The sequence below is a fragment of the Streptomyces sp. NPDC004788 genome, from assembly GCF_053601115.1.
This window is the reverse complement of sequence record NZ_JBSGBF010000061.1, coordinates 21,660-47,016: the sequence shown is the minus strand read 5'-3', so window position 1 is coordinate 47,016 and position 25,357 is coordinate 21,660. Positions and strand designations below refer to the sequence as shown.

21 protein-coding genes are annotated in these 25,357 nt (G+C 72.6%); 17 read left to right on the top strand and 4 right to left on the bottom strand.

What is annotated here, in order from left to right; all coding sequences use genetic code 11:
• Positions 1-309 precede the first annotated feature (309 nt).
• The 8 genes from leuS to ACWEJX_RS24605 all read left to right on the top strand — a co-directional run bounded on the left by leuS (position 310) and on the right by ACWEJX_RS24605 (position 11,657).
• On the top strand, positions 310-3,177 hold the full coding sequence (leuS, locus tag ACWEJX_RS24640; RefSeq protein WP_451609574.1) for a leucine--tRNA ligase: 2,868 nt from the start codon (positions 310-312) through the stop codon (positions 3,175-3,177).
• A 149-nt stretch (positions 3,178-3,326) separates the two neighbouring features.
• Positions 3,327-4,049 (top strand): hypothetical protein, encoded by a 723-nt coding sequence (locus tag ACWEJX_RS24635; protein WP_451609573.1) that lies wholly within the window; start codon positions 3,327-3,329, stop codon positions 4,047-4,049.
• A gap of 102 nt (positions 4,050-4,151) precedes the next feature.
• On the top strand, positions 4,152-4,997 hold the full coding sequence (locus ACWEJX_RS24630) for a DegV family protein (RefSeq protein WP_451609572.1): 846 nt from the start codon (positions 4,152-4,154) through the stop codon (positions 4,995-4,997).
• Positions 4,998-5,607: 610 nt separating this feature from the next.
• Positions 5,608-6,267: a helix-hairpin-helix domain-containing protein gene (locus ACWEJX_RS24625; protein WP_451609571.1), complete on the top strand. Its 660-nt coding sequence runs from the start codon at positions 5,608-5,610 to the stop codon at positions 6,265-6,267.
• On the top strand, positions 6,264-8,744 hold the full coding sequence (locus ACWEJX_RS24620) for a ComEC/Rec2 family competence protein (protein ID WP_451609570.1): 2,481 nt from the start codon (positions 6,264-6,266) through the stop codon (positions 8,742-8,744). Before ACWEJX_RS24625 ends, ACWEJX_RS24620 begins: the two co-directional genes overlap by 4 nt.
• Positions 8,745-8,759: 15 nt before the next feature.
• Positions 8,760-9,386: a winged helix-turn-helix domain-containing protein gene (locus ACWEJX_RS24615; RefSeq protein ID WP_451609569.1), complete on the top strand. Its 627-nt coding sequence runs from the start codon at positions 8,760-8,762 to the stop codon at positions 9,384-9,386.
• A gap of 3 nt (positions 9,387-9,389) precedes the next feature.
• Positions 9,390-10,649 (top strand): MFS transporter, encoded by a 1,260-nt coding sequence (locus tag ACWEJX_RS24610; protein ID WP_451609568.1) that lies wholly within the window; start codon positions 9,390-9,392, stop codon positions 10,647-10,649.
• Between the two features lie 120 nt (positions 10,650-10,769).
• Positions 10,770-11,657 carry a YceI family protein gene (locus ACWEJX_RS24605; RefSeq protein ID WP_451609567.1) on the top strand — a complete coding sequence of 296 codons (888 nt, stop codon included), beginning with the start codon at positions 10,770-10,772 and terminating at the stop codon, positions 11,655-11,657.
• A 46-nt stretch (positions 11,658-11,703) separates the two neighbouring features.
• On the opposite strand, the gene ACWEJX_RS24600 is transcribed toward ACWEJX_RS24605, so the two are convergent.
• Positions 11,704-11,949 carry a hypothetical protein gene (locus ACWEJX_RS24600; RefSeq protein ID WP_451609566.1) on the bottom strand — a complete coding sequence of 82 codons (246 nt, stop codon included), beginning with the start codon at positions 11,947-11,949 and terminating at the stop codon, positions 11,704-11,706.
• 56 nt (positions 11,950-12,005) lie between these two features.
• On the opposite strand from ACWEJX_RS24600, the gene holA reads away from it, so the two are divergent.
• Positions 12,006-12,995 carry a DNA polymerase III subunit delta gene (holA, locus tag ACWEJX_RS24595; RefSeq protein ID WP_451609565.1) on the top strand — a complete coding sequence of 330 codons (990 nt, stop codon included), beginning with the start codon at positions 12,006-12,008 and terminating at the stop codon, positions 12,993-12,995.
• Positions 12,996-13,181: 186 nt separating this feature from the next.
• On the opposite strand, the gene rpsT is transcribed toward holA, so the two are convergent.
• Entirely contained in the window at positions 13,182-13,448 is a 267-nt protein-coding gene (gene rpsT, locus ACWEJX_RS24590) for a 30S ribosomal protein S20 (RefSeq protein WP_030211082.1), read from the bottom strand.
• Positions 13,449-13,634: 186 nt separating this feature from the next.
• On the opposite strand from rpsT, the gene lepA reads away from it, so the two are divergent.
• From lepA to hemW, 3 genes are all read left to right on the top strand, one after another.
• Positions 13,635-15,503 carry a translation elongation factor 4 gene (lepA, locus tag ACWEJX_RS24585; RefSeq protein WP_451609564.1) on the top strand — a complete coding sequence of 623 codons (1,869 nt, stop codon included), beginning with the start codon at positions 13,635-13,637 and terminating at the stop codon, positions 15,501-15,503.
• Between the two features lie 245 nt (positions 15,504-15,748).
• Entirely contained in the window at positions 15,749-17,623 is a 1,875-nt protein-coding gene (locus tag ACWEJX_RS24580; protein ID WP_451609563.1) for an AMP-dependent synthetase/ligase, read from the top strand.
• 74 nt (positions 17,624-17,697) lie between these two features.
• Complete coding sequence (hemW, locus tag ACWEJX_RS24575) at positions 17,698-18,930, top strand: radical SAM family heme chaperone HemW (protein WP_451609562.1); 1,233 nt, start codon at positions 17,698-17,700, stop codon at positions 18,928-18,930.
• Positions 18,931-18,952: 22 nt separating this feature from the next.
• Here hemW and ACWEJX_RS24570 read toward each other — a convergent pair whose 3' ends face one another.
• Positions 18,953-19,756 (bottom strand): DUF3097 domain-containing protein, encoded by an 804-nt coding sequence (locus tag ACWEJX_RS24570; protein WP_451609561.1) that lies wholly within the window; start codon positions 19,754-19,756, stop codon positions 18,953-18,955.
• A 10-nt stretch (positions 19,757-19,766) separates the two neighbouring features.
• Positions 19,767-20,489, bottom strand: a complete 723-nt coding sequence (locus ACWEJX_RS24565) for an MBL fold metallo-hydrolase (protein ID WP_451609560.1) — start codon at positions 20,487-20,489, stop codon at positions 19,767-19,769.
• 156 nt (positions 20,490-20,645) lie between these two features.
• Here ACWEJX_RS24565 and hrcA point away from each other — a divergent pair, with 156 nt between their 5' ends.
• The 5 genes from hrcA to ACWEJX_RS24540 all read left to right on the top strand — a co-directional run bounded on the left by hrcA (position 20,646) and on the right by ACWEJX_RS24540 (position 25,344).
• Positions 20,646-21,665: a heat-inducible transcriptional repressor HrcA gene (gene hrcA, locus ACWEJX_RS24560; RefSeq protein WP_403793020.1), complete on the top strand. Its 1,020-nt coding sequence runs from the start codon at positions 20,646-20,648 to the stop codon at positions 21,663-21,665.
• Entirely contained in the window at positions 21,666-22,805 is a 1,140-nt protein-coding gene (gene dnaJ, locus ACWEJX_RS24555) for a molecular chaperone DnaJ (RefSeq protein ID WP_403793022.1), read from the top strand.
• Between the two features lie 145 nt (positions 22,806-22,950).
• A complete protein-coding gene (locus tag ACWEJX_RS24550; protein WP_451609559.1) occupies positions 22,951-24,117 on the top strand; it encodes a nitronate monooxygenase in 1,167 nt (388 codons plus the stop codon).
• Positions 24,114-24,857: a 16S rRNA (uracil(1498)-N(3))-methyltransferase gene (locus tag ACWEJX_RS24545; protein ID WP_451609558.1), complete on the top strand. Its 744-nt coding sequence runs from the start codon at positions 24,114-24,116 to the stop codon at positions 24,855-24,857. Before ACWEJX_RS24550 ends, ACWEJX_RS24545 begins: the two co-directional genes overlap by 4 nt.
• Before the next feature lie 127 nt (positions 24,858-24,984).
• Positions 24,985-25,344: a histidine triad nucleotide-binding protein gene (locus ACWEJX_RS24540; RefSeq protein ID WP_451609557.1), complete on the top strand. Its 360-nt coding sequence runs from the start codon at positions 24,985-24,987 to the stop codon at positions 25,342-25,344.
• Positions 25,345-25,357 lie beyond the last annotated feature (13 nt).

Below are 25,357 nucleotides of genomic sequence, written 5' to 3'. Positions count from 1 at the left end.
GTCTTTAATTAATCTTTCCCACCACAAACGGGACGCGGCCCACCCTATTGGGTGGCCCCGCTTCTTCGTGTGTTCTCCGCGTGTTCTTCGGTGCTCGGCCTCCGGAACGCCGATGCGGCCCGATCGGGCCCTGCGGTACCCTGACGCCATGCGTGCCGTACGCCTTCTGCTTAGCGGGCCGCGCTGATCAGTCCCGACGGATGAACATCCGGTCGGCATCGGCGCGGCGTCCCCTCCTGTGCGAGGGGATTTTTCATTTCGTGGCAGTGCTGGCAGTGGGCAGAGACGATCGATGGAGCTTCAAGGATCATGACCGAGATCAACACGGCTGCCGAGACGGCGGCCCCGCATCGCTACACGGCGACCATGGCCGCCGACATCGAGGCACGCTGGCAGGACGCCTGGGACGCCGAGGGCACCTACGAGGCCCCCAACCCCACCGGCGACCTCGCCGGGGACGCGGCCGTCGCGGCCCGCCCCAAGAAGTTCATCATGGACATGTTCCCGTACCCGTCGGGCGCGGGCCTGCACGTCGGCCACCCCCTGGGCTACATCGCCACCGACGTCTTCGCCCGCCACGCGCGCATGACCGGGCACAACGTCCTGCACACCCTGGGCTTCGACGCCTTCGGCCTGCCTGCCGAGCAGTACGCCGTGCAGACCGGCACCCACCCGCGGGTGTCCACCGAGGCCAACATGGAGAACATGAAGGCCCAGCTGCGCAGGCTGGGCCTGGGCCACGACAAGCGCCGGTCGTTCGCCACGATCGACCCGGAGTACTACAAGTGGACCCAGTGGATCTTCCTGCAGATCTTCAACTCCTGGTACGACGACGAGGCCAAGCAGGCCCGTCCGATCGCCGAGCTGGTCGAGCGGTTCGAGAACGGCACCCGTGAGGTCCCCGGAGGCCGTGACTGGAGCGCCCTGAGCGCCGTCGAGCGCGCCGAGGTCCTGGGCGAGTACCGCCTGGCGTACGCCTCCGACGCGCCGGTCAACTGGTGCCCCGGCCTGGGCACCGTGCTGGCCAACGAGGAGGTCACCGCCGACGGCCGCTCCGAGCGCGGCAACTTCCCCGTCTTCAAGGCCAAGCTGCGTCAGTGGAACATGCGCATCACCGCCTACGCGGACCGCCTGCTCGACGACCTGGACGCGCTGGACTGGCCCGAGGCCATCAAGCTGCAGCAGCGCAACTGGATCGGCCGCTCCGAGGGCGCCCGCGTCGACTTCCAGGTCGGCGACACCGGCGCCATCACCGTCTTCACCACCCGCCAGGACACCCTGTTCGGCGCCACCTACATGGTGCTCGCCCCCGAGCACGACCTGGTCGAGAAGATCGTCCCGGCCGCCTGGCCCGAGGGCACCCACGAGGTGTGGACCGGCGGACACGCCACCCCGGCCGAGGCCGTCGACGCCTACCGCAAGCAGGCCGCGTCCAAGTCCGACGTCGAGCGGCAGGCCGAGGCCAAGGAGAAGACCGGCGTCTTCACCGGCGCCTACGCGACCAACCCCGTCAGCGGCGAGCAGGTCCCGGTCTTCATCGCCGACTACGTCCTGATGGGCTACGGCACCGGCGCGATCATGGCCGTCCCGGCGCACGACGCCCGCGACTTCGCCTTCGCGCGCGCCTTCGAGCTGCCGATGCGCTGCGTCGTCGAGCCGAGCGACGACCGCGGCACCGACCCGTCGACGTGGGACGACGCCTTCGCCTCCTACGAGGCGAAGCTGATCAACTCCTCCAACGAGGACGTGACGCTCGACGGCCTGGGCGTCGTCGACGCCAAGGCGAAGATCACCGCCTGGCTGGCCGACCGCGGCATCGGCGAGGGCACCGTCAACTTCCGCCTGCGCGACTGGCTGTTCAGCCGCCAGCGCTACTGGGGCGAGCCCTTCCCGATCGTCTACGACGAGGACGGCGTCGCCCACTCGCTGCCCGAGTCGATGCTGCCGCTGGAGCTGCCGGAGGTCGAGGACTACTCGCCGCGCACCTTCGACCCGGACGACGCGGACACCCAGCCGGAGACCCCGCTGTCCCGCAACGAGGACTGGGTCAACGTCACCCTGGATCTGGGCGACGGCCCGAAGAAGTACCGCCGCGAGACCAACACCATGCCCAACTGGGCCGGTTCCTGCTGGTACGAGCTGCGCTACCTGGACCCGCACAACAGCGAGAAGCTGGTCGACCCGGCCATCGAGCAGTACTGGATGGGGCCGCGCGAGGGCATGCCCACCGGCGGTGTCGACCTGTACGTCGGCGGCGCCGAGCACGCCGTGCTGCACCTGCTGTACGCGCGCTTCTGGTCCAAGATCCTGTTCGACCTGGGCCACGTCTCCTCGGCCGAGCCGTTCCACAAGCTCTACAACCAGGGCATGATCCAGGCGTTCGTCTACCGCGACGCCCGCGGCATCGCCGTCCCGGCCGCCGAGGTCGAGGAGCGCGACGGCGCGTTCTACTACCAGGGCGAGAAGGTCAGCCGCGTCCTCGGCAAGATGGGCAAGTCCCTGAAGAACGCCGTCACCCCGGACGAGATCTGCTCCGAGTACGGTGCCGACACCCTGCGCCTGTACGAGATGGCCATGGGCCCGCTGGACGTCTCCCGCCCCTGGGACACGCGTGCGGTGGTCGGCCAGTACCGGCTGCTGCAGCGCCTGTGGCGCAATATCGTCGACGAGACGACCGGCGAGGTCACCGTCGTCGACGAGCCGGCCGACGAGGAGACCCTGCGCGCCCTGCACAAGGCCATCGACGGGGTCTCGCAGGACATGGTCGCGATGCGCTTCAACACCGCCATCGCCAAGATCACCGAGCTGAACAACCACCTGACCAAGTCCGGCGGCGCGCTGCCCCGGCCGGTCGCCGAGCAGCTGGTGCTGCTGATCGCCCCGCTGGCCCCGCACATCGCCGAGGAGCTGTGGCGCCGCCTGGGCCACACCGACTCGGTCGTCCACCAGGACTTCCCGGTCGCCGACCCGGCCTACGTCGTGGACGAGACCGTGACCTGCGTCGTCCAGATCAAGGGCAAGGTCAAGGCCCGCCTGGAGGTCTCCCCGTCGATCAGCGACGCCGACCTGGAGGCGCTGGCCCTGGCCGACCCGGCCGTGGTCGCCGCGCTGGGCGGCGCGGAGATCCGCAAGGTGATCGTCCGCGCGCCGAAGCTGGTCAACATCGTCGCCGGCTGATGCCGGGCCGCCCGTGAGGCAGGTCCCCTAGGGGACAGGTAGGGGCAGGTTGGGGGTTCCACTGGAACCGCCGGCCTGCCCCTTCCGTTTACGGTGGAAGAACCACAACCGAGGGAAGCACCACAGCCGAGGCCGGAGGGGCGAAGCACATGGAAGCCGCGATCACGATCATGGCGTTGCTCTTCGTCGCTCTCGTGGCGCTCGGGGTCTATGCCACGGTGAAGGTCGCCAAGGCGGCCAAGCGCGGCGTCGACCGCACCATCGACCACGCCCGGCGCACCGTCGAGGACACCACGCTGCGGGCCAAGAGCTTCGGCCAGGCCGGGGTCGCCGGCGAGCTGGCCCAGCTGCGGCTGGCGCTGCGCACCTCGATGCGCGCCACGCAGGACGCCCTGCACGCGGGCGTCGCCCAGGATGAATCCCTCAAGGAGTCCCTGGACCTCTTCCACCGGCTCACGGCCCATGGGCGCGAGCTGGACGAGGACCTCAAGCGACTGGAGCGCGAGCCGGACCGGGGGCACACGGCGACCCAGCTGCCGGACCTCCGCCGGCGCACCGAGCAGATCACCCACTCCGCCGACGCCCTGCGCTTCGCCGCCCGGGACCGGGCCCGCAAGTTCGCCGCCGACGACCTGGACTCGCTGAGCGCCCAGATCGACATGGAGGCGGGCGCGCTGCGGCACTGGACCGCCGCGGACACGACCGGCGAGGGCGCGCGCGACGGCCAGGGAACGGATGCAGGCACGGATGCGGATGCGGCTGCTCCGGCGGCGGGGACGGCCGGGCAGGCGCAGGCCATCAACGGGCCCGCCCCGCGCGCCGCGGCCTACCCGTGGGAGAAGTCGGCCCGGCCCGAGAAGACCACCGGCTGAGGGCCCCGAGGGCCTGCTTCGGTGCCGCCGGGTTCGTGACCGGGGGGCCCGAGGGCGGGGCCGGGCTGCCGGGGGGCGTCCCCGGCGGGTAACCTCCCGCTCATGTCCCGGCATGTCGCGATCGTCACCGATTCCACGGCCTACCTGCCACCCCAGGCAATGGAGCGGCACGCCATCACCGCCGTTCCGCTCACCGTCGTCATCGGCGACCGTGCGCTGGAGGAGGGCACAGAGATCTCGGCCCGCTCGCTCGCGGAGGCCCTGCAGAAGCGGCGCGCGGTGACCACCTCGCGGCCCGCCCCCGAGGTCTTCGCGGCGGCCTACCGCCGCGCCGCCGAGGCGGGCGCCGACGGCATCGTCTCGCTCCATCTGTCCGGCGAGTTCTCCGGCACGTACGACGCGGCCGTGCTCGCCGCCAAGGACGCCCCCGTGCCCGTACGGGTCGTCGACACCCGGATGGTCGGGATGGCCCTCGGCTTCTGCGCCCTGGCGGCGGCGGAGGTCGTGGAGGCGGGCGGCTCGCTCGACGAGGCCGTCGCGGCCGCCGAGAAGCGGGCCGAGAGCACCTCCGCCTACTTCTACGTCGACACCCTCGACTATCTGCGCCGTGGCGGGCGCATCGGCGCCGCCCAGGCGCTCCTCGGCTCCGCGCTGGCCGTGAAACCGCTCCTGGAACTCGAGGGCGGGCGGATCGAGCTGCGCGAGAAGGTGCGCACGGCTTCCAGGGCCATCGCCCGCCTGGAGGAGATCGCCGTCGACCGGGCCGGAAGCGGGCCCGTCGACGTGGCCGTGCACCACCTCGCCGCGCCCGAACGGGCCGCCACCCTGGCCGAGCGGCTGCACGAACGCCTGCCGGCCATCGAGGACCTCCAGGTCACCGAAGTCGGCGCGGTCATCGGAGCGCACACCGGGCCGGGGCTGCTCGCGGTCGTCGTCTCGCCGCGCTGACGGCCCGCCGAGGGCGTCCAAACCCCCCGGCAGGGTGACGGAGTTATCCACAACCGGGCGGTTGTCCACAGAAGTTGAGGCGCCCCGGCGCGGCCCCCTTCCGGTCCCTACCGTCGGGTCCATGACTCTTCGCACAGACATCGGATCACGACGCGGCGCGGCTACGAGCGGACCCGGGCGGGCGCCCGGTTCGGACGGCCGCGCCAGGCGGCGCACGAGGGCGGCACGACCCGGCAGGCACGCGGCGGGCGCGGTCTCGGAGGCGGTACGGCGCCGGGGCGAGGCGCTGTTCCCGGCGACGGCGGCCCCGCCGGAGCCCCACGTGGCCCCGCCCGCACCTTCACCCGTACCCGCGCCTGGACTCGCACCTGGGCGTGCTCCCGCACCCGGGCCTGGACCCGGGCCCGCACCCGCGCCTGGACCTGGGCCCGCACCCACACCCGCACCCGCCTCTGCACCTGCCCGGCCTCTGCCTTCGCCCCTGCTTTCGCCCCTGCCTCCACCTTTGCCGTCTGCGGACCCACCGGACGCGTCGGCACCACCGGACCCGCCGGGGATCCGGGCCCGGGAGCGGTTACGACTCGCGCTGCGCGAGCGGATGCCGCTGTGGGTGCAGTCCCGGTGCGGGCTGGAACGGCGCTCGCTGGCCGCCCTCGCGGTGGTCCTGGTGGTGGCCGCCGGAGGAGCGGGGATCTACTTCTGGACCGGGCGGCCGCAGCAGGTCAGGGCGCCGGAGGTGGTCGTGGCGGCGCGGCCGCTGCCCGAGGCGGCTCCCGCGCCGCCGGAGTCCGCGGCTCCGTCGCCGACCGCTGCCGCCGCCGCGAGCGCGGAGGTCGTGGTGGACGTCGGCGGCAAGGTGCGCAGGCCCGGGGTGTTCACCCTGCCGGCCGGGTCCCGCGTCACCGACGCGCTGCGCGCGGCGGGCGGCGTCCGGCCGGGCACGGACATGACGGGCCTCAACCGGGCCCGGGTCCTGACGGACGGCGAGCAGGTCGTGGTCGGGCTGCCGGCCGGGGCCGCTCCGGCGGGCGGAGGCGGCACCGGCCCCGGAGGAGTCCTGGCGCCTCCAGGGCCGACCGGTCCGCTGAGCCTCAGCACCGCGACCGTGGAGCAGCTCGACGCGCTGCCCGGGGTCGGGCCGGTCCTCGCCCGCCACATCGTCGAGCACCGAACGGAGCACGGGGGTTTCCGTTCGGTCGCCGAGCTGCGCGACGTCAACGGGATCGGCGAGCGCCGGTTCGCGGATCTCGCGCCGCTGGTCAGGCCATGAGCGGGGACGGCCGCCCGGCGGCGCCGTGGGACGACGGGCCGGCCGATCTGCGGCTCGTCCCGCCGGCCCTCGCCGCGTGGGGCGGGGCGGCGCTCGCGGTGGGCGTCGCCGGCTGGTGGACGGTCGGGGGTGTGCTGCTCTGCCTGGGCGGGGCCGCGCTGCTCCTGCTGCCGGCGGCACGGGGCGGACTGCGGGCGACGGCCTGCGCCGGAGTGCTGCTGTGCGCGGCCGCCGGCGCCGCGTCCGGCGCCCTGCACGCGGCGGACCTGCGGCGCGGCCCGGTGCCCGGACTCGCCCGCGAGGGCGGCCGGGTGGCGGTCGACCTGACGGTCACCGCCGACCCCCGGCTCACCCGGCCACGGGTGCGCGGCAGCCGGGCGACTCCGGTGCTGGTGGTCGTCGAGGGCGAGGTGACCCGGGTCGAGGACCGCGACCGCGCGGTGCACCGGACGCGGGCGCCGGTCATGCTGCTCGTCCCCGCGCGGGACGGGCCGGGGGAGGGGCGGCGGGACTGGCAGACGCTGCTGCCCTCGACCCGCATCGCGGTGACCGGGCGGCTCGCCCCGGCACGGGACGGGGACCCCTTCGCCGCCGTGCTGCGGGCCGACGGCGACGGGCCGCCACGGATCACCGGGCCGCCCAGCGCGCTCCAGCGCACGGCCGGGGAGCTGCGCGCCGGGCTGCGCCGGGCGACGGAGGGCCTCGCACCGGACGCGCGGGCGCTGCTTCCGGGCCTGGTGGTGGGCGACACCTCGCGGATCGAGCCCGAGCTGAAGGAGGCGTTCGAGGCGACGGACCTCACCCATCTCCTCGCCGTCTCGGGTTCGAACCTCACGATCGTGCTGCTGCTCCTCATCGGCCGGCCCGGCACCGCGCAGCGCGCCGAGCGGGGCGGGCTCGCTCCGAGGATCGGCATGTCGCTGCGGGTCACGGCGCTCGCCGGGGGCGGGGTGACGCTCGCGTTCGTCGTGGTGTGCCGCCCCGACCCGAGCGTGCTGCGCGCGGCGGCGTGCGGGCTCGTCACCCTGCTCGCGCTCGCGACCGGCCGGCGCCGCTCGCTGATCCCGGCGCTCGCCGCCGTGGCGCTCGGCCTGGTGCTCTACGACCCCTGGCTGGCGCGGAGTTACGGCTTCCTGCTCTCGGTCCTCGCCACCGGCGCCCTGCTCACGGTCGCCCCGCGCTGGAGCGAGGCGCTGCGGCGGCGCGGGGTGCCGGGAAGGATCGCCGAGGCGCTGGGGGCGGCGCTCGCGGCGCAGGCGGTGTGCGCGCCGGTCGTGGTGGTCTTCGCGGCCCGGATGAGTCTGGTCGCGGTCCCCGCCAATCTGCTCGCGGAGCCCGCGGTGGCCCCGGCCACGGTCCTCGGCTTCGCCGTCCTCGGTCTGGCGCCGCTGTGGCCGGGGGCCGCCGAGGCGGTGGCGCGGATCGCGGCCTGGCCCGCCGGATGGATCGCGACGGTGGCCCGCACGGGCGCGGGCCTGCCGGGCGCGGAGACGGCCTGGCCGGACGGCTGGTGGGGCGGCCTGCTGCTCGCGCTGCTCACCGGGCTCGTGGTGCTCGCCGTACGGGGGCTGCCGTACCGGCGGTGGCTGGGCGCGGGGTGTGCCGCGCTGCTGCTCCTGGCGGTCGTCCGGCCGCCGCCGCTGGTGCGGCTGGTCACCGGCTGGCCGCCGCCGGGCTGGGTGTTCGCGATGTGCCAGGTCGGACAGGGCGACGCGACCGTGCTCGCGGCCGGCGGGGACGCCGCCGTCGTGGTGGACGCCGGGCCGGATCCGGCGCTGGTCGACCGGTGTCTCAGGGAGCTCGGGGTGCGCCGGATCCCGCTCCTGGTGCTCACCCACTTCCACGCCGACCATGTGGCCGGCCTGCCGGGGGTGCTGCGCGGCCGGGCGGTGGGCGCGATCCAGACGACGGGGCTCGAAGACCCGCCCTCCCAGGCCGCGTTCGTCCGGCGCACGGCGCGGGTGGCAGGGGTGCCGGTGGTGCGGGCCGCGGCGGGGGAGCGGCGGAGGATCGGTCCGCTGGACTGGCGGGTGCTGTGGCCCCAGGCCGGTCCGGGGGCGCGGTGGGTGGACGAGGAGGGCGAGTCGGCGGCGAACGACGCGAGCGTGACGCTGTTCGTCAGGGCCGCCGGCGAGGTGACCCTGCTGCTCCTCGGTGATCTCGAACCCACCGCCCAACAGCGCCTGTTGCGGGCCTACCCGACGCTGCCGCCCGTGGACGTGCTCAAGGTCGCCCACCACGGTTCGGCCCATCAGGACCCCGGGCTGATACGGGCGGTGCGGCCGAGGCTGGCGCTCGTTTCGGCGGGCCGGGACAACCCGTACGGCCACCCGTCCCCGCGGACGGTGGAGGCGCTGCGGGCGGGCGGGGCGCGGGTGCTGAGCACGGACCGGGACGGGGCCATCGCGGTCACGGGCGCGGGTGAAGGGCTCGCGGCGACGCCGTCTAAAGAAACGCTTGTAAAGGAGTCTTTCTAAAGATACGTTTACATCATGCCGGAGCAGCCTCGCAGCATTCAGCTCACCGACCCCCGTGCTCTGCGCGCCTACGCCCATCCGACCCGGATGACCCTCGTGGGCCTGCTGCGGAGCAGTGGGCCGTTCACCGCCACCAGGGCGGCCGAGCTGACCGGCGAATCGGTGGCCAGCTGCTCGTACCACCTGCGGATACTCGCCAAGTACGGGCTGGTCGAGCAGGCGCCGGGCGGCAAGGGCCGGGAGAAGCCCTGGCAGGCGACGGCCCGGTACACCGAGTGGCCGGGCCACAGCGAGGACGCGGCGGTCGCCCAGGCGGCGGACGCGCTCAGCGGGGCCGTGATCGAGCACTACTTCCACCGGGTCGTGCAGGCCGTGGAGCAGCGCCACTCGCTGCCTGTGGAGTGGCGGGAGGCCGAGCAGTTCGGCGACACGCTGCTCCATCTCACGCCGGAGGAGCTGGCCGGACTCGGGCAGCGGATCGACGAACTGCTGCGCCCCTACGAGGAGCGCGAGACGGATCCGGCCCGGCGCCCCGAGGGCGCGCGGCCCGTGGCCGTCCTGCGGATCGCCTTCGTGGACCGCGAGCTCACCGAGAACGAGAACGACGCCGAAGGACACATCGCCGACGACGAGAAGGAGTGACCCATGGCGATCGCCGAACGCATACCCGCGCTGCTGCGCGAGCGGCCCTTCCGGCGGTACTGGACCGGGCAGACCGTCTCGCTCGCCGGCGATCAGATCTCGCTCATGGCGCTGCCGCTCGCCGCCGTCCTCGTCCTCGGGGCCGACGCCGCCGAGATGGGCTGGCTGAAGACGGCCGAGCTGCTGCCCGCGCTGCTGCTCAACCTGCCGCTCGGCGCCTGGGCGGACCGGCAGGCGCGACGGCGGCGCGCGATGATCCTCGCCGACCTCGGCCGCGCGGCGCTGCTGCTGAGCCTCCCGGTCGCGTACCTGCTCGACGCGCTGACGCTGAGCCAGCTGTACGTGGTGGCCTTCGCGGTCGGGGCGCTCACGGTGCTCTTCGAGGTGTGCAACAGCACGCTGTTCGTGGCGCTCGTCCCCGCCGAGCGGTACGTGCAGGCGAACTCGCTGGTCAACGGCAGCCGTTCAGTGGCGTGGCTGGCGGGACCGGCGATCGGCGGGGTGCTCGTGCAGGTGCTGACCGCGCCGCTGGCGCTGCTCGCGGACGCGGTGACGTACCTCGTCTCGGCGGGCTTCCTGGCCCGGATCAGACCGGTTGAGCCGCCTCCCGCGCCGGTGGAGAAGGGGCACTTCACCGAGGGGCTGCGCTGGGTCGTGCGGGACCGGTCGATGCGGGCGCTGTTCGCCGCGTCCGGCACGGTGCAGTTCTTCAATTTCATGTTCCACACCCTCTTCGTGCTCTACGTGACGACCGAACTCGGGCTGAGCGCGGGGGTGCTGGGCGCGGTGCTGGCGGCCGGGGCCGTGGGTGGGCTGATCGGGGCGGCGTGTGCCGGGGCGGTGGTCCGGCGGATCGGTGTCGGCCCGTCCCTGGTGGCCGGTTTCGTGGGCTTCGCGCTGCCGCTGCTCCTGGTGCCGGCGGCGAGCGGGCCGGTGCCGCTGGTGGCCGGGCTGCTGTTCGCGGCGGAGTTCCTCTCCTGCGTCGGGGTGATGCTGGCCGACATCGCGGTCGGGTCCTTCCAGATGGCCCTGATACCCGACGAGATACGCGCCCGCGCGATGGGCGCCTTCCGGACGCTCAACCACGGCTTCCGCCCGCTGGGAGCGCTGCTCGGCGGTCTGCTCGGCACGGCGTTCGGGCTGCGGCCCACGCTGTGGCTGGCGACGGTGGGCACGCTGCTCGCGGTCGTCTGGGTGCTGCCCTCGCCGCTGGCGCGGCTGCGGGAGCTGCCGGAGCGGGCGCCCGTCGGCGTACACGAGTGAGCGGAATCTTTAATTCGGACTCTCGGTAACACTTCCACCGTTTGCCTCGAACGTGGCAACAGTGATCGAATGCGTCTTCGTTGAAACGGAAACGTCAGCGGTTGTCCGGGGGTACGGGAAGTGTTCGGTCTTTTCGGTAAGCGTGGTTCGGGAGCCTCCCGGGGCGGCCCGCTCGCGGGACTCACGGTTCCGCCGTCGGCGGGTGTCCTCAGCTGCCGGGTCCTCGATCCGGTGAGCGAGCCGGTCCGTCAGGCCGAGTTCGTGGTCAGCGACGCGGCGGGTCGCAAGGTCCTGGCCGGTGAGACCGATCCGTACGGCAGCGTCCTCGCGACCGTGCCGGCCGGCGAGTACCGGCTCGCGATCACGTCCGAGGGCTACACCCCGTACCACGGCAACGCCGTCGTCGACGAGAGCGGCCACGCCGGTCTCGGCGACGTCCGGCTCCAGGTCGCGCCCCAGCAGTCGCTGCCCGCGCCCGGCGACTGGGAGATCGACCCGATGCACTCCCAGATCGGCTTCACCGCGCGGCACATCGGCCTCGCCCGCATCCACGGCCGCTTCAACAGCTTCGCCGGCGCGGTCCGGATCGCGGAGCGCATGGAGCACTCCGCGATGCACGTCGTGATCGACGCGGCCTCCATCGACACCGGCGTCCAGATGCGCGACGACCACCTGCGCTCCGGCGACTTCCTCGACGTTGGCGCGTACCCGACGATGGAGTTCTTCAGCGAGCGCTTCGTCCACAAGGGCGGCAGCCGCTGGGCCGTCACCGGGGCGCTCACCCTGCACGGCGTCAGCCGCACGGTCACCCTCGACACCCAGTACCTGGGTCTCGGCAACGGCCTCCAGGGCGAGACGCGCGGCGCCTGCCGCGCGACCACCGAGCTGCACCGCGAGGACTTCACCCTCACCTGGCAGACCCTCCTGGCCCGCGGCATCGCGGCGGTCGGCTCCAGCATCACCATCGACCTGGACATCCAGATCGTCCCGAAGACCGCCCAGGCCTGAACCGGCCTGTACCGGCCTGTACCGGCCTGAATCAGCCCGTACCGGCCTACGGCTCCTCGCGCCAGCCCTCGTACTCGGCGGCCAGCGCGTCCAGGGCCGCCGGGTCGAGGAGGCCCTCCGGGTCCTCGACGACGACGAGCCACTGGGCGTCCTCGGCGTCGTCCTCGCCGGCGAGCGCGTCGCGGACGAGGCGGGGGTTCTCGGCGAGGCCGAAACGGTCGGGGAGTGCCTCGGCGACCTCTTCGGCGGAGTCGCGGTCGGGCAGGACGAGTACGTGTCTCACATCGTTCACGTGCACATTCTCGGCGATGGGGGGAGTGTCGGTGGCGCGTGGGATCCTTGAGCACGATGGCCACCAAGAAGTCCTCCCCCGACGACCTCCTCGCCCCCGTCACGCTCGCCGTGGGCCAGGAGGACCTGCTGCTCGACCGCGCGGTCCGCGAGGTGGTGGCGGCCGCCCGGGCCTCCGACGCCGACACGGACGTGCGCGACCTCACCGCCGACCAGCTGCCGCCCGGCGCACTCGCGGAGCTCACCAGCCCCTCGCTGTTCGCCGAGCGCAAGGTCCTGATCGTGCGGAACGCGCAGGACCTCGCCGCGGACACCGTCAAGGAGATCAAGACGTATCTCGACGCGCCGGCCGAGGAGATCACCCTCGTGCTGCTGCACCCGGGCGGCGTCAAGGGCAAGGGACTCCTCGACGCGGCCCGCAAGGCGGGCGCGCGCGAGGTGGCCTGCCCCAAGACGACCAAGCCGGCCGAGCGGCTGACGTTCGTCCGGCAGGAGTTCCGGTCGCTCGGCCGGTCCGCCACGCCCGAGGCGTGCCAGTCCCTGGTCGACGCCATCGGCAGCGACCTGCGGGAGCTGGCCTCCGCCGTGGCGCAGCTGACCGCGGACGTCGACGGCACCATCGACGAGGCGGTCGTCGGGCGCTACTACACGGGCCGCGCCGAGGCGTCGTCCTTCACGGTCGCGGACCGCGCCGTCGAGGGTCGCGCCGCCGAGGCCCTGGAGGCCCTGCGCTGGTCCCTTTCGACCGGTGTCGCGCCCGTCCTGATCACCAGCGCCCTCGCCCAGGGCGTCCGCGCCATCGGCAAGCTCTCCTCCGCCCGCGGCGGCCGCCCGGCCGACCTCGCCCGCGAGCTCGGCATGCCCCCGTGGAAGATCGACCGCGTCCGCCAGCAGATGCGCGGCTGGACCCCCGACGGCGTCTCCCTCGCCCTGCGCGCGGTCGCCGAGGCCGACGCGGGGGTGAAGGGCGGCGGCGACGACCCGGAGTACGCCCTGGAGAAGGCCGTCGTCACGATCGCGCGCGCGGCCCGCATGCGCCGCGCCTGACAGCGGGCCCGCGAGCACGACGAAGGCCCCGTCGCCTCCTGGGGAAGGAGAGCGGCGGGGCCTTCGTCGTACAGCTGGGGTGGCTCGTACACGCGTGGCGAACGCGTCTCGCGTACGGAGCCGGGTGGCCGGGCGGGAGCGGTTAGAGGGCCCGCTTGAGTCCCGTACGGCCGGTCACATCAGAGCTCAGCCCTGGAGGGAGGCAACCTTGGTGGCCAGCGCCGACTTCTTGTTGGCGGCGGCGTTCTTGTGGATGACACCCTTCGAGACAGCCTTGTCGAGCTGACGCGAGGCGGCACGAGCGGCAACGGTGGCCTTCTCGAGGTCGCCGGCGGCGACAGCCTCGCGGGCCTTGCGGATCGCGGTCTTGAGCGACGACTTGACGGCCTTGTTGCGCAGGCGCGCCTTCTCGTTGGTCTTGTTCCGCTTGATCTGGGACTTGATGTTCGCCACGAAAAGAGCCTTTACAGGTTCGATGTTTCTTCAGGATGCGCCTTGCAAGCTGAGAGGGCATACAAGACACAGCTGTCCACGGTATCAGCCGCTCTCCACACCGCCCAAACCGAGCACCGGGCCGCAGTCATGGGACCATGGACCCTACGTACCCGTTCCGAACACCGCCCGAGACGAGAAGCCTGCGTGCCCGCGACTCCTACCAACGTGCCCGAGCCGAGCCGTACCGACCCGGCTCTGATCCGCAATTTCTGCATCATCGCGCACATCGACCACGGCAAGTCCACGCTCGCCGACCGGATGCTCCAGCTGACCGGTGTGGTCGACCAGCGGCAGATGCGCGCCCAGTACCTCGACCGGATGGACATCGAGCGTGAGCGCGGCATCACGATCAAGTCCCAGGCGGTCCGTCTGCCCTGGGCCCCCACCGAGGGGTCCGAGCAGGGCCGGACGCACATCCTGAACATGATCGACACGCCCGGGCACGTCGACTTCACCTACGAGGTCTCGCGCTCGCTCGCCGCCTGCGAGGGCACGATCCTGCTGGTGGACGCGGCCCAGGGCATCGAGGCGCAGACCCTGGCCAACCTCTACCTAGCGATGGAGAACGACCTCACCATCGTCCCGGTGCTCAACAAGATCGACCTGCCGGCCGCCCAGCCGGAGAAGTTCGCCGAGGAGCTGGCCAACCTCATCGGCTGCCAGCCGGAGGACGTCCTCAAGGTCTCCGCCAAGACCGGCATGGGCGTCGAGGCGCTGCTCGACCGCGTCGTCCGCGACATCCCGGCCCCCGTCGGCGTCGCCGACGCCCCGGCCCGGGCGATGATCTTCGACTCGGTCTACGACTCGTACCGCGGCGTCGTCACCTATGTCCGTGTCGTCGACGGCCAGCTCAACAAGCGCGAGCGCATCCGGATGATGTCGACCGGCGCCACCCACGAGCTCCTGGAGATCGGCACCAACTCGCCCGAGATGCTGCCGGCTGACGGCCTCGGCGTCGGCGAGGTGGGCTACCTGATCACCGGCGTGAAGGACGTCCGCCAGTCCAAGGTCGGTGACACGATCACCTCGCAGTCCAAGGGCGCCGAGGAGGCGCTCGGCGGCTACAAGGACCCGAAGCCGATGGTCTTCTCCGGTCTGTATCCGCTGGACGGCTCGGACTACCCGGAGCTGCGCGACGCGCTCGACAAGCTCCAGCTCAACGACGCCGCGCTCGTCTACGAGCCGGAGACCTCCGCCGCCCTCGGCTTCGGCTTCCGCGTCGGCTTCCTCGGCCTGCTCCACCTGGACGTGATCCGCGAGCGCCTGGAGCGCGAGTTCGGTCTCGACCTGATCGCCACCGCCCCCAACGTGGTCTACCGCGTGGTCATGGAGGACGGCAGCGAGCACACGGTCACCAACCCGAGCGAGTTCCCCGAGGGCAAGATCAGCGAGGTGTACGAGCCGGTCGTGCGCGCCACGATCCTGGCCCCCACCGAGTTCATCGGCTCGATCATGGAGCTCTGCCAGACCCGGCGCGGCACCCTCCTCGGCATGGACTACCTCTCCGAGGACCGCGTCGAGATCCGCTACACCCTGCCGCTGGCCGAGATCGTCTTCGACTTCTTCGACCAGCTGAAGTCCAAGACCCGCGGCTACGCCTCGCTCGACTACGAGCCCACCGGCGAGCAGGCGTCCAGCCTGGTCAAGGTCGACATCCTGCTGCACGGCGACAAGGTCGACGCCTTCTCGGCGATCACCCACAAGGACGCGGCCTACGCGTACGGTGTGCGGCTCGTCGCCAAGCTGCGCGAGCTCATCCCGCGGCAGGCGTTCGAGGTGCCCATCCAGGCCGCCATCGGCTCCCGGGTCATCGCCCGTGAGACCATCCGCGCCATCCGCAAGGACGTCCTCGCCAAGTGCTACGGCGGTGACATCTCCCGTAAGCGGAAGCTGCTCGAGAAGCAGAAGGAAGGCAAGAAGCGGATGAAGATGGTCGGCTCGGTGGAGGTTCCGCAGGAAGCCTTCATCGCCGTCCTGTCCAGCGACGAGTCGGCGGGCAAGGCCAAGAAGTAGCCGAGCCCCGCCCCGACGAGGCGCTCGTGAGGCCCCACGGGGCCCTCGCGGGGCCCTCGCGAGGTCACCACGAGGCCACCACGAACGGGTCTGCGCGCCGATGGCGTGCAGACCCGTTTGTTATATGCAAGCTCTTACGCGCCAGTCCAAGGCGCTCTACTCTGAAGCCGCCTGAAGGTTACTCGCCAGTTAGTTACGCCTAGTTGCGCCCCGCCTGACCGCACCGCCGCCGCCCGGAGGACGTCGTGAGCGACACCCAGACCCTGATCGAGAACCGGCCGCCGTCCGTCGCGGCGCTCTTCCTGGAGCGCGTCGAGCGGACCCCCGACGCGGAGGCGTACCGATACCCGGTCCCCGCCGCAGGCCAGGGCCCCGACGAGTGGAAGTCGCTCAGCTGGGCGCAGGCCGCAGAGCGCGTCCACGCCATCGCCGCCGGCCTCATCGACCTCGGCGTCCAGCCGGAGGAACGGGTCGCCCTCGCCTCCGCCACCCGCGTCGAGTGGATCCTCGCCGACCTCGGCGTCATGTGCGCCGGCGCCGCCGTCACCACGGTCTACCCGCAGACCAACGCCGAGGAGTCGGCGTTCATCCTCTCCGACTCCGACTCGCGCGTCCTGATCGCCGAGAACGCCGACCAGCTCGCCAAGGCCGTCGAGCGCCGCGCCGACCTGCCCCACCTCCACCACGTCGTCGTCATCGACGCCGAGGGCGCCGACACCTCCGAGGAGTGGGTGCTGACCCTCGCCGACCTGGAGGCGCGCGGCAAGGCGTACCTGGAGAAGCACCCGGAGGTCGTCAAGGAGCGCGTCGGGGCGATCAGCCGCGAGCAGCTCGCCACGCTCATCTACACCTCGGGCACCACCGGCCGCCCCAAGGGCGTCCGCCTGCGCCACGACAGCTGGTCGTACATGGCCAAGGCCATCGCCGCCACCGGTCTCGTCACCCAGGACGACGTCCAGTACCTGTGGCTGCCGCTCGCCCACGTCTTCGGCAAGGTGCTCACCTCGGGCCAGATCGAGGTCGGCCACGTCACCGCCGTCGACGGCCGCATCGACAAGATCATCGTGAACCTGCCGATCGTGCAGCCCACCTACATGGCCGCCGTCCCGCGCATCTTCGAGAAGGTCTACAACGGCGTCGCCGCCAAGGCCCGCGAGGGCGGCGGGGCCAAGTACAAGATCTTCCAGTGGGCGGCCGGCATCGCCCGCGAGTACGCCAAGGTCACCCAGGACAACTTCCGCCGCACCGGCACCGCCTCCGCGCCCTTCGGCCTCGCCGCCAAGCACAAGGTCGCCGACGCTCTCGTCTACAAGAAGCTCCGCGAGGCCTTCGGCGGCCGGCTGCGCGCCGCCGTCTCCGGCTCCGTGGCGCTCGCCCCCGAGATCGGCTACTTCTTCTCCGGCGCCGGCATCCACATCCTGGAGGGCTACGGCCTCACCGAGTCCTCCGCCGCCTCCTTCGTCAACCCCGGCGAGGCCTACCGCACCGGCACCGTCGGCAAGCCGCTGCCCGGCACCGAGGTCCGCATCGCCGACGACGGCGAGATCCTGCTGCGCAGCCCCGGCATCATGGAGGGCTACCACGGCCTGCCGGAGAAGACCGCCGAGGTCCTGGAGCCGGACGGCTGGTTCCACACCGGCGACATCGGCGAGCTGTCCGCCGACGGCTACCTGCGCATCACCGACCGCAAGAAGGACCTCTTCAAGACCTCCGGCGGCAAGTACATCGCCCCGACGGAGATCGAGGGCCAGTTCAAGGCCGTCTGCCCGTTCGTCTCCAACATCGTGGTGCTCGGCGCCGACCGCAACTACTGCACCGCGCTCATCGCCCTCGACGAGCCCGCCATCCAGGGCTGGGCCGCCGAGCACGAGCTCGGCGGCAAGTCGTACGCCGAGGTCGTCGCCGCCCCGCAGGTCGAGAAGCTCATCGAGGGCTACGTCACCCGCCTCAACGCGGGCCTCCAGCGCTGGCAGACGATCAAGAAGTTCCGCCTGCTGCCGCGCGACCTGGACGTCGAGCACGGCGAGCTCACGCCGAGCCTGAAGATGAAGCGGCCGGTGGTGGAGCGGACCTACCAGCACCTGATCGACGAGATGTACGAGGGCGCGCGGGAGGCGTAACCCCCCTGGCCTGCGGATTCAGGAGTTATCCACAGGCTCGGCGGAGATGTCGGGCGGTACGGGACAATGGCTTCATGCCTTCCGTACTGCCCGATGGTGAGCCCATGCCCGAGGACGGGGCGCTGCCCGCCCACGCCCTTGAGGGCGCCGGGGAGCGCCCCCTCGGGTTCTATCTGCACGTGCCGTACTGCGCCACCCGGTGCGGTTACTGCGACTTCAACACCTACACCGCGAGCGAGCTGCGCGGTGCCGGCGGCGTGCTCGCCTCCCGGGAGAACTACGCCGGGCAGGTCGCCGAGGAGATACGGCTCGCCCGCAAGGTCCTCGGCGACGACCCGCGCCCCGTGCGGACCGTCTTCGTCGGCGGCGGCACGCCCACGCTGCTCGACGCGGGCGACCTCGTGGCGATGCTCGGGGCGATCCGGGACGAGTTCGGGCTCGCCGACGACGCCGAGGTGACGACGGAGGCCAACCCGGAGTCCGTCGACCCCGCGTATCTGGCCACGCTGCGCGAGGGCGGCTTCAACCGGATCTCCTTCGGCATGCAGAGCGCCCGGCAGCACGTGCTGAAGATCCTCGACCGCAGCCACACGCCCGGGCGGCCGGAGGCGTGCGTCGCCGAGGCGCGGGCCGCCGGCTTCGAGCACGTCAACCTCGACCTGATCTACGGCACGCCCGGCGAGTCCGACGACGACTGGCGGGCGTCCCTCGACGCGGCGATCGGCGCCGGACCCGACCACATCAGCGCCTACGCGCTGATCGTCGAGGAGGGCACCCAGCTGGCCCGGCGCATCCGGCGCGGCGAGATACCCATGACGGACGACGACGCCCACGCCGACCGGTACCTGATAGCGGAGGACGTGCTCTCCGGAGCGGGCTTCCAGTGGTACGAGGTCTCCAACTGGGCCACCTCCGACGCCGGCCGCTGCCTCCACAACGAGCTCTACTGGCGCGGTGCCGACTGGTGGGGCGCCGGCCCGGGCGCCCACAGCCACGTCGGCGGCGTCCGCTGGTGGAACGTGAAGCACCCGGGTGCGTACGCGGCGGCGCTGGGCTCCGGCAAGTCGCCGGGGGCCGGGCGCGAGGTCCTGTCGGACGAGGACCGGCGCGTGGAGCGGGTGCTCCTTGAGCTCCGGCTGCGGGAGGGCGTCGAGTTGGGACTGCTGAAGCCGGCGGGTCTGGCGGCGGCGGAGCGGGCGCTGGCGGACGGCCTGCTGGACGCCGCGCCGTACGCGGCGGGACGGGCGGTGCTGACGCTGCGGGGCCGACTGCTGGCCGACGCGGTGGTGCGGGACCTGGTGGACTAGGGCGCCCACGCCCGTGCGGGCGTCACGGCGCCGTCACGAAGTCGATCAGTTCTTCGACCCGGCCCAGCAGCTCCGGCTCCAGGTCCTTGTACGAGCGCACCCGCGACAGGATGTGCTGCCACGCCGCGCCCGTGTTCTCCGGCCAGCCGAGGGCGCGGCAGACGCCGGTCTTCCAGTCCTGGCCGCGGGGGACGGTGGGCCAGGCGGGGATGCCGAGGGCGGCGGGCTTCACGGCCTGCCAGACGTCGATGTAGGGGTGGCCGACGACGAGGACGTCCGGGGAGGAGACCTGGGCGGCGATGCGGGACTCCTTGGAGCCCTCGACCAGGTGGTCGACCAGGACGCCGAGGCGGGCGTCCGGGGCCGGGGCGAAGTCGGCGACGATGGCCGGCAGGTCGTCGACGCCCTCCAGGTACTCGACGACGACGCCCTCGATCCGCAGGTCGTCGCCCCAGACACGCTCCACCAGCTCGGCGTCGTGGCGGCCCTCGACGTAGATCCGGCCCGCCCTGGCGACCCGGGCCCGGGCGCCCGGGACGGCGATCGAGCCGGAGGCGGTACGGGTGGGGCGCGCCGGGGCGCCCGAGGAGGGGCGGACCAGGGTGACGACCCGGCCCTCCAGGAGGAAGCCGCGCGGTTCCAGCGGGAAGACCCGGTGCTTGCCGAAGCGGTCCTCCAGCGTCACCGTGCCCGCCTCGCAGCGGATCACGGCACCGCAGAACCCGGTCGTGACCTCCTCGACGACGAGGTCACGGTCCGCCGGGACCTCCGGCACGGGGGCCGATTTCTTCCAAGGAGGTGTCAGATCCGGGTTGTAGCTGCGCATTTGGGGGACGCTACGACACCTCGAAGCGGCGTGCCAGTTCATCGCGCTGGCGTCGTACGAACGCCGCGTCCACCACCGCGCCGTGCCCCGGCACGTACACCGCCTCCTCGCCGCCCAGCGAGAGCAGCCGGTCGAGGGCGGCCGGCCAGCGGATGGGGATGGCGTCCGGGCCCGCCTGGGGTTCGCCGGACTCCTCGACGAGGTCGCCGCAGAAGACCACCTCAGTGGCGCCGGGTACGAAAAGGGCCAGGTCGTGGCCCGTGTGGCCGGGGCCGACGTTCGCGAGGAGGACCTGACGGCCGCCGAGGTCGAGGGTCCACTCGCCGGAGACGGTGTGCCGCGGGGCCACCAGCGCCTCGACGGCCTCCGCCGCGACCGCCTCGTCCACCCCGTGCCGTACCGCGTCCGCCCGCAGCTCGTCCGCCTCCCGCCGCAGCAGCGCGTCCACGCCCACCGCGCCGAACACCTCGGCACCGGCGAAGACCGCCGTGCCGAGCACATGGTCGAAGTGCGGATGGCTGAGTGCGATGTGCGTCACCCTGCGGCCGCCCGTGAGAGCCGCCACATCCGCGTGGAGTTCGGCGCCCTGCGCGAGCGTGGCGCCCGTGTCGTACAGCAGCACCGCGTCCCGCCCGGTCACCAGGCCCACCGTGGCGTCCCAGCCCGGCAGCCGGCGGCGGCCCACGCCCTCGCCGAGCCGCTCCCAGCCGTACGCTTCCCAGTCCGTGTCCATGGCGAGACGCTAACCGTTGCGGCGCCGCCGAGCCCGCCTCCTTGCCAGGAGCGATGTCCGCCGCCGTACACTGGCCGGGGGTTTCCTGGCACTCGGACAGGGTGAGTGCCAAAACCGGAGCAACCGGAACCGGATCGACAGCTGGAGGTGCGCACGATGCTCAGCGAACGCAGACTCGAGGTGCTGCGCGCCATCGTCCAGGACTACGTCGGGACGGAGGAGCCCGTCGGCTCCAAGGCGCTCACCGAGCGGCACAGGCTCGGCGTCTCGCCCGCCACCGTGCGCAACGACATGGCCGTCCTGGAGGAGGAGGGCTACATCGCCCAGCCCCACACCAGTGCCGGCCGCATCCCCACCGACAAGGGCTACCGCCTCTTCGTCGACCGGCTGGCCGGCGTCAAGCCGCTGTCCACCCCCGAGCGGCGCGCCATCCACAACTTCCTCGACGGAGCCGTCGACCTCGACGACGTCGTCGGCCGCACGGTCCGGCTGCTCGCGCAGCTGACCCGCCAGGTCGCCGTCGTGCAGTACCCGTCGCTGACCCGTTCGACGGTCCGGCACGTGGAACTGCTGTCACTCGCCCCCGCCCGGCTGATGCTCGTGCTCATCACGGACACCGGCCGGGTCGAGCAGCGCGTGATCGACTGCCCGGCGCCCTTCGGCGAGACCTCCCTCGCCGACCTGCGGGCCCGCCTCAACAGCCGCGTCGTCGGCCGCCGCTTCGCGGACGTGCCGCAGCTGGTGCAGGACCTGCCGGAGTCCTTCGAGGACAGCGAGGACCGCGGCACGGTGTCGACCGTGCTCGCGACCCTGCTCGAAACCCTGGTGGAGGAGCAGGAGGAGCGGCTCATGATCGGCGGCACCGCCAATCTGACCCGCTTCGGACACGACTTCCCCCTGACGATCAGGCCCGTCCTGGAGGCGCTTGAGGAGCAGGTCGTGCTCCTCAAGCTGCTCGGCGAGGCCAAGGAGTCGGGCATGACCGTACGCATCGGGCACGAGAACGCCCACGAGGGCCTGACGTCCACGTCGGTCGTCTCGGTCGGCTACGGTTCCGGCGGCGAGGCAGTCGCCAAACTCGGCGTGGTCGGACCGACCCGCATGGATTACCCCGGAACGATGGGAGCGGTACGCGCAGTGGCACGTTACGTCGGACAGATCCTGGCGGAGTCGTAAGTGGCCACCGACTACTACGCCGTACTCGGCGTTCGCCGCGACGCGTCGCAGGACGAGATCAAGAAGGCCTTCCGCCGGCTCGCCCGTGAGCTTCACCCGGACGTGAACCCGGACCCGAAGACTCAGGAGCGGTTCAAGGAGATCAACGCCGCTTACGAGGTGCTGTCGGACCCGCAGAAGAAGCAGGTCTACGACCTCGGCGGTGACCCGCTGTCCGCCTCCGGCGGCGGCGCCGGGGCCGGCGGCTTCGGCGCGGGCGGCTTCGGGAACTTCTCGGACATCATGGACGCCTTCTTCGGTACGGCGTCCCAGCGCGGCCCGCGCTCGCGCACCCGGCGCGGCCAGGACGCGATGATCCGCCTGGAGGTCACCCTCGACGAGGCGGCCTTCGGCACCACCAAGGACATCCAGGTCGACACGGCCGTCGTCTGCACCACCTGCTCCGGCGAGGGCGCCGCGCCCGGCACCTCCGCGCAGACGTGTGACATGTGCCGCGGCCGCGGTGAGGTCTCGCAGGTCACCCGGTCCTTCCTGGGCCAGGTCATGACCTCGCGCCCCTGCCCGCAGTGCCAGGGCTTCGGCACGGTCGTGCCGACCCCGTGCCCGGAGTGCGCCGGCGACGGCCGCGTGCGGTCCCGCCGTACGCTCACGGTCAAGATCCCGGCCGGTGTCGACAACGGCACCCGCATCCAGCTCGCGGGCGAGGGCGAGGTCGGCCCCGGCGGCGGCCCCGCCGGCGACCTGTACGTCGAGATCCACGAGATCCCGCACGAGACCTTCCAGCGCCGTGGCGACGACCTGCACTGCACGGTCACCATCCCGATGACGGCGGCCGCGCTCGGCACGAAGGTGCAGCTGCAGACGCTCGACGGCCTCGAGGACGTCGACATCCGCCCGGGCACCCAGTCCGGCCAGTCGATCCCGCTGCACGGCCGCGGCATCACGCACCTGCGCGGCAACGGGCGCGGCGATCTCATCGTCCACGTCGAGGTGCAGACCCCGACGAAGCTCGACGCGGAGCAGGAGCGGCTGCTGCGCGAGCTGTCCAAGCTGCGCGGCGAGGAGCGCCCGCAGGGGCAGTTCCAGCCCGGGCAGCAGGGGCTGTTCTCGCGCCTGAAGGACGCGTTCAACGGGCGCTAGGCGTTCTGCCGGGGGTCCCGTTCAACGGACGCTGAGCCCGGCTTCGTACAACCGAGGGGCGGCCCGCACCACGTGCGGGCCGCCCCTTCGCGTATCGCCGCCGTACCGATTCGGCGCCGTCGCACCGGCATGGCACGATGCCTGCATGTCCACCGCTCTGAACGATCTCTCTCGGCATCCGATCGTGCAGGCCCCCATGGCGGGTGGCGCCTCCTGTCCCGAGCTCGTCGGTGCCGTGTGCGAGGCCGGCGCACTGGGCTTCCTGGCCGGCGGGTACAAGACCGCGGGCGGGCTCTACCAGGAGATCAAGCAGGTGCGCGCGCTCACCGCGCGGCCGTTCGGGGTCAACCTGTTCATGCCGCCGGGCGGCCAGTCCGCCGATCCGGCGGCCGTCGAGGTGTACCGGCACCAGCTGGCCGGCGAGGCCACCTGGTACGAGACGGAGCTCGGTGACGCCGAGCAGGGCCGGGACGACGCGTACGAGGCCAAGCTGGCGATCCTGCTCGACGACCCGGTGCCGGTCGTCTCCTTCACCTTCGGCTGCCCGGACCGCGACGCGCTGCACGCGTTCGCCCGGGTCCGTACGTACACGATCGTCACCGTCACCTCGGTCGAGGAGGCCCGGACGGCCGAGCGGGCCGGGGCCGACGCGATCTGTGTGCAGGGCACGGAGGCCGGCGGGCACCAGGGCACCCACCGGGACGACCCGGCGGACCTGCCCGGCGCCGGCAGCGGCCGCGGACTGCTTCCGCTGCTGACCGAGGTCCGCGAGGCCGTGCGGCTGCCGATCATCGCGACCGGCGGGATCATGCGGGGCCGCCAGATCGCCGCCGTGCTCGCGGCGGGCGCCGACGCGGCCCAGCTCGGCACCGCCTTCCTGGTCTGCCCCGAGTCCGGGGCGCATCCGCTGCACAAGCGCGCCCTGACCGACCCGCTCTTCACGCACACCGAGCTGACCCGGGCGTTCTCGGGGCGGGCGGCCAGGGGCCTGGTGAACCGTTTCATGCGCGAGCACGGGCCGTACGCACCCGCCGCGTACCCCGAGGTGCACCACCTCACGGCGCCGTTGCGCAAGGCCGCCGCGACCGCCGGGGACCCGCAGGGCATGGCCCTGTGGGCGGGGCAGGGCCACCGGCTGGCCCGGGAGCTGCCGGCCGGGCGGCTCGTCGAGGTCCTCGCCGAGGAACTCGCGGAAGAGCTCGCGGCCGTCGGTACCGTCACCACACCAGGCAACAAGCCAGGCAGCGGGCCGGGCAACAAGCCAGGCAGCAACAGGCCGAGTAACAGGTCGAGCAACAGGAGCACCTCGTGACCGCACCCGTCTTCGTCGTCGACGCCGTCCCCGCCGTCGGCGGGTTCCTCCTCGACGGGCCGGAAGGCCGGCACGCCGTCTCCGTGAAGCGACTGCGCGCGGGGGAGGAGCTGGTGCTCACCGACGGGCGGGGCGCGTGGGCGCAGTGCGTGGTCGTCGCCGCCGAGGGCAAGGACCAGCTGTCGGTCGAGGTCACCGCCGTCCACGAGGACCCGGAGCCCGCGCCCCGCATCACCGTCGTCCAGGCCCTGCCCAAGGGCGACCGCGGCGAACTCGCCGTCGAGACCATGACGGAGACCGGCGTCGACGCGATCGTGCCGTGGGCCGCGTCCCGCTGCATCACGCAGTGGAAGGGCGACCGCGGTCTGAAGGCGCTCGGCAAGTGGCGGGCCACCGCCCGCGAGGCCGGCAAGCAGTCGCGCCGCACCCGTTTCCCCGACGTCGCCGAGCTGATGACGTCCAAGCAGGTCGCCGCGCTGCTCGGGGGCGCCGACTTCGCCGCCGTGCTGCACGAGGACCGCGACCACCCGAGCGGCGCGCTCGCGACGGCGGAGCTGCCCGGGAAGGGGTCGATCGTGCTCGTCGTCGGGCCCGAAGGGGGCGTGTCCCCGGAGGAGTTGGCGCTCTTCGAGGAGGCGGGCGCCCGGCCGTACCGGCTGGGACACAGCGTGCTGCGCACGTCGACTGCGGGGACGGCGGCGGCGGCGCTGGTGCTCGGCCGCACCGGACGCTGGTCCTGAAGGGCCGGTGTCCGGCCCGCGTTGTCAGTCGGCCCCGATAGCATCTGATCGACATCGAGAGTGGCGTCGAGCGTGACGTCGACAGTGGCGTCGAGAGCGACGTCGACCGAGGCGAGGAGGCCCGGGCATGGCCGGAGAGCCGCAGAGCGACTGCCTGTTCTGCAAGATCGCGGCGGGGGAGGTCCCGGCGACGATCGTGCGCGAGACGGAGACGACGGTCGCGTTCCGCGACATAAACCCGCAGGCGCCCACGCACGTCCTAGTGATCCCGCGACGGCACTACCCGGACGCCGCGTCGCTCGCCGCCGCGGAGCCGATGGTCGCCGCGGACGTACTGCGCGAGGCCGGCGAGGTCGCCGAGCAGGAGAAGATCGACGGCAGCGGCTTCCGGATCGTCTTCAACACCGGCGCGGGCGCCGGCCAGACCGTCTTCCACGCCCATGCGCACGTGCTCGGCGGGCGCGGCCTCAACTGGCCGCCCGGATAGGCCCGGACGGTCC

Excerpts from the sequence above, each read along its gene's own strand:
- leuS (WP_451609574.1), top strand. The coding sequence starts at position 310 with ATGACCGAGATCAACACGGCTGCCGAGACGGCGGCCCCGCATCGCTAC.
- ACWEJX_RS24635 (WP_451609573.1), top strand. The coding sequence starts at position 3,327 with ATGGAAGCCGCGATCACGATCATGGCGTTGCTCTTCGTCGCTCTCGTG.
- ACWEJX_RS24630 (WP_451609572.1), top strand. The coding sequence starts at position 4,152 with ATGTCCCGGCATGTCGCGATCGTCACCGATTCCACGGCCTACCTGCCA.
- ACWEJX_RS24620 (WP_451609570.1), top strand. The coding sequence starts at position 6,264 with ATGAGCGGGGACGGCCGCCCGGCGGCGCCGTGGGACGACGGGCCGGCC.
- ACWEJX_RS24615 (WP_451609569.1), top strand. The coding sequence starts at position 8,760 with ATGCCGGAGCAGCCTCGCAGCATTCAGCTCACCGACCCCCGTGCTCTG.
- ACWEJX_RS24610 (WP_451609568.1), top strand. The coding sequence starts at position 9,390 with ATGGCGATCGCCGAACGCATACCCGCGCTGCTGCGCGAGCGGCCCTTC.
- holA (WP_451609565.1), top strand. The coding sequence starts at position 12,006 with ATGGCCACCAAGAAGTCCTCCCCCGACGACCTCCTCGCCCCCGTCACG.
- hemW (WP_451609562.1), top strand. The coding sequence starts at position 17,698 with ATGCCTTCCGTACTGCCCGATGGTGAGCCCATGCCCGAGGACGGGGCG.
- ACWEJX_RS24570 (WP_451609561.1), bottom strand. The coding sequence starts at position 19,756 with ATGCGCAGCTACAACCCGGATCTGACACCTCCTTGGAAGAAATCGGCC.
- ACWEJX_RS24565 (WP_451609560.1), bottom strand. The coding sequence starts at position 20,489 with ATGGACACGGACTGGGAAGCGTACGGCTGGGAGCGGCTCGGCGAGGGC.
- hrcA (WP_403793020.1), top strand. The coding sequence starts at position 20,646 with ATGCTCAGCGAACGCAGACTCGAGGTGCTGCGCGCCATCGTCCAGGAC.
- ACWEJX_RS24550 (WP_451609559.1), top strand. The coding sequence starts at position 22,951 with ATGTCCACCGCTCTGAACGATCTCTCTCGGCATCCGATCGTGCAGGCC.
- ACWEJX_RS24540 (WP_451609557.1), top strand. The coding sequence starts at position 24,985 with ATGGCCGGAGAGCCGCAGAGCGACTGCCTGTTCTGCAAGATCGCGGCG.